Annotated in this window: 4 protein-coding genes; all 4 read right to left on the bottom strand. The window is 47.2% G+C overall.

All coding sequences use genetic code 11. The features are described 5' to 3' along the window. Positions 1-796: N-6 DNA methylase (locus tag AC1DVH_RS28920; protein WP_477756660.1), on the bottom strand; the 796-nt coding region annotated here is incomplete at its 3' end. 306 nt (positions 797-1,102) lie between these two features. Further along, entirely contained in the window at positions 1,103-1,345 is a 243-nt protein-coding gene (locus AC1DVH_RS28915) for a TauD/TfdA family dioxygenase (RefSeq protein WP_477756659.1), read from the bottom strand. 176 nt (positions 1,346-1,521) lie between these two features. After that, positions 1,522-2,490 carry a hypothetical protein gene (locus AC1DVH_RS28910; protein WP_477756658.1) on the bottom strand — a complete coding sequence of 323 codons (969 nt, stop codon included), beginning with the start codon at positions 2,488-2,490 and terminating at the stop codon, positions 1,522-1,524. Beyond that, positions 2,477-2,912 (bottom strand): hypothetical protein (locus AC1DVH_RS28905; RefSeq protein WP_477756657.1); only part of this gene is annotated, 436 nt, incomplete at its 5' end. The genes AC1DVH_RS28905 and AC1DVH_RS28910, both read right to left, overlap by 14 nt.

Below are 2,912 nucleotides of genomic sequence, written 5' to 3'. Positions count from 1 at the left end.
CTCGAATTTCTGGATCAAGCTTCGCCTTACCATATGGCGGATTTCCAATTACAAGGTCAAATGGTTCAACTGATTCGACCTTGCGTAGGGAGTCACAGACCGTCACAACTACAGGCAGACGAGTACCTGCCAATCTAGTTACCGGTAGCACGACCGCGTCTAAAGTGACCTGACTGAGCCAGGCGGCAAACGGATCTATTTCGTAACCCCGCAGCCGACTAGCTATACTTCTGATTGTGATCTTCGGACTACAGTTTTTTAGACTATTTATTATTCGCGCTGCAATTGGCGCTAAAAAAGCTCCTCCCCCGCAGGCAGGATCGAGTACGCGACAGGATTCCCAGTTTAGGCCTGAGGCAGATGCCAGGTCGATTAACCGTTCGGTGAGAGCTGGGGGAGTATAAAATATTCCGTAGTTGCTTCTATGCTCCGAGGGGAGCATGCCTGTGTAAATCAGGCCGATTTCGTAAGCTGCGGTTTCCGTATCAAACCTTGCGGCAGTTTTTCCGATTGCCTCCGCGAGCGAGACAGCCGTCTCTGGAAGGTCTACCGTTTCGAATGCCTCGATCTGTTCCCGCAGCTCTGTCAGTTCGCAAATGCTACCAGCCAGGGATTCCCACCAAAWTTTGACTAGCAAGGAGCCAAACGAGCGGGCGACAGCGAGCTGGAGCGACTCTGGAAAAGTGCTGACAAACGCTCGCGCCATGGCTTTTGCGGAAGCCAACGCCTGATTAGCCGTTTCTGCCGCATGGTGCGCCTCAAGCAATGCTGCTGAGGCCTGCGCGCCTTTTGCCATATTCCCCTCCTCTCTGTTGGGCCGGATTCTACCCGATGGCGCTCATAACCTGGCGCTTTACCTCACCAAGCAAATGCCGATATGAATCAATTTGCTGAAAGCTTGTGTGTACACCCCTCGGGCAGATAACAGGGGTGCGATAACTGTACAAACATACAGCAACAAGCAAAGTGTGTCGCGCTCATCCAATAAGGTGGGAATATTTGCTAACACAGAGGCATGCCATCCACTTCCTGGCCGCCCATGAATGTCTAGCCCTGAAATAGGTTTAAACCTATTTCACCCCAACGCACCCGCCACAATCACTTATGGAAAAAGAATATGCGTTCTACCTGACTGCCATTGGGATGGCTCAAGGCTGGTGGTTTCCAAGCCATAGATGCGGAGCAGCCAACGGGACTTCGCTCCATACTCCTCACCAACCTCAGATCGGCCATGAAGGCAAATTCTGTTGTTGACCAAAACGATATCTCCGGGGGCGAGAGGATGAGCCTGCGTAGATTCCTTACAGGCGGCTTCGAATGCATCCATTGCCGATTTGGCGGCCACGCTGTCCTCGGTATCAGTTTGTGTCGAGCTGTGGCTGTATCTGATCCACAGGACACCTGCCAGATACCATTTATAATCGCTTCAACGGGACTAAAGCGCCAGTCGAGCGCATGGTTTCGTCGAATTACAGACCTAGTTCAACAGCCTGCGCCACTGGTGTCCGCCCGCCCCCCTTTTTAGCCCAAATCTACGATTTTAGGTTGCGCTATACGCATCCATTTAGGCAAATCCATACCAGCGTGTATTACTAACTTCGTCCGAATATGCCTTCGACTGATTTTATGGCTTAGATCTAGCYCAACTTTATTAGCTAATGCCTGCACAGTCATCGCATACGGAGAAAGATCAGTAGGCAGAACACCAATCCTTAATTTTTCATTCATGATCAGATCCTGAAAATCCTCCGGCATCAAATCACATGCTTGTAAAAGCGCGTAAATTGTATCGGCAAGTCGCTTTACATCTGTAGGCAATCGTTCCGCCGACCAAATTCTTTTGATTTGCTCTATTAACGTTAGCATGCCAATTGTATTTTTGTCTCTCTTAGCAACAGCGGGTGCATCCGCCAATCTGTTAGCCTCGGAGATAGCAACTTCCGCATGTTCAAGCATTGCTTTTACCTGAAACGCTATACGTTCCAACGGCCAATTCACTGTATTGCTTTTATATATCAAATCATGTGTTGCCACGGTCCAGGCATGCTGTAACACTGTCTTTATTTGAATTTCAAATAACATACCAACAAGTTCAGGATCCCGACCACTAATGAGCGGACGTCTTTCTACATAAACACGCAAATCGTCGAACGTGAAGTTAGACGGGGCTTTATGTGTCGTCACATCGTTCTCTGGCCTCCGATATTTAAGATCGTAATTGTTGAGAATCAAAAGCTCGGCCTGCTCTATATGACCTAACGTTGGAACTACAACAGTACAACCAAAAAAATCCTCCATGGAATCTGGGGATGAAACTCGGCCGGTCTCAATCTTAAGCGCAAAGCTTTCCAAGCCCTTTACTCTGGAAAAGAAAAACCAACCCTCATTTTCTACCAAAGGCTTAAGTATCTGATTGACTTCATTTTCTAGCAGCCTGTATCGAGGCATACAACCTGAATACAAATCTCGAATATTTTTAACTATTTTCATATTCGACTGCTCCAGCATCTCCGAAAGCATGCAATAGCGCTGCGTGTCGTTTGGTACGCGGAGCGAGGTCAGTACTTGCTCCTCTAGAATTATACGCATACTGCGTCGCGTATTCTAAAATAGGGCTTCCCGCCAGTGCTGTTATATTCGCTTGATTATCTGCTACGATTGAGTTTACCGCCAACATGAAAGCAGTGTAGTTTTCCGCCAACGAAACCAAGTCATCAGCTTCACTTTTATTTGTTAGGTAAACATAAGCCCATAGAGAATAAAAATGACTTTGTACCTTAGTAAAATCTAAAATATCTGGTTTTATTACGAGCATTTTTGATATAACGTTTTTGGTTCGATCAACCCCTGAGATAAAATCCTCTTCAACAAACAACGCCAACTCGTYGATCTCTTCATACTCAGCATATAAT

The organism is Pseudomonas sp. P4_C3, from assembly GCF_056402075.1.
This window is presented reverse-complemented; position numbering and strand designations above follow the sequence as displayed.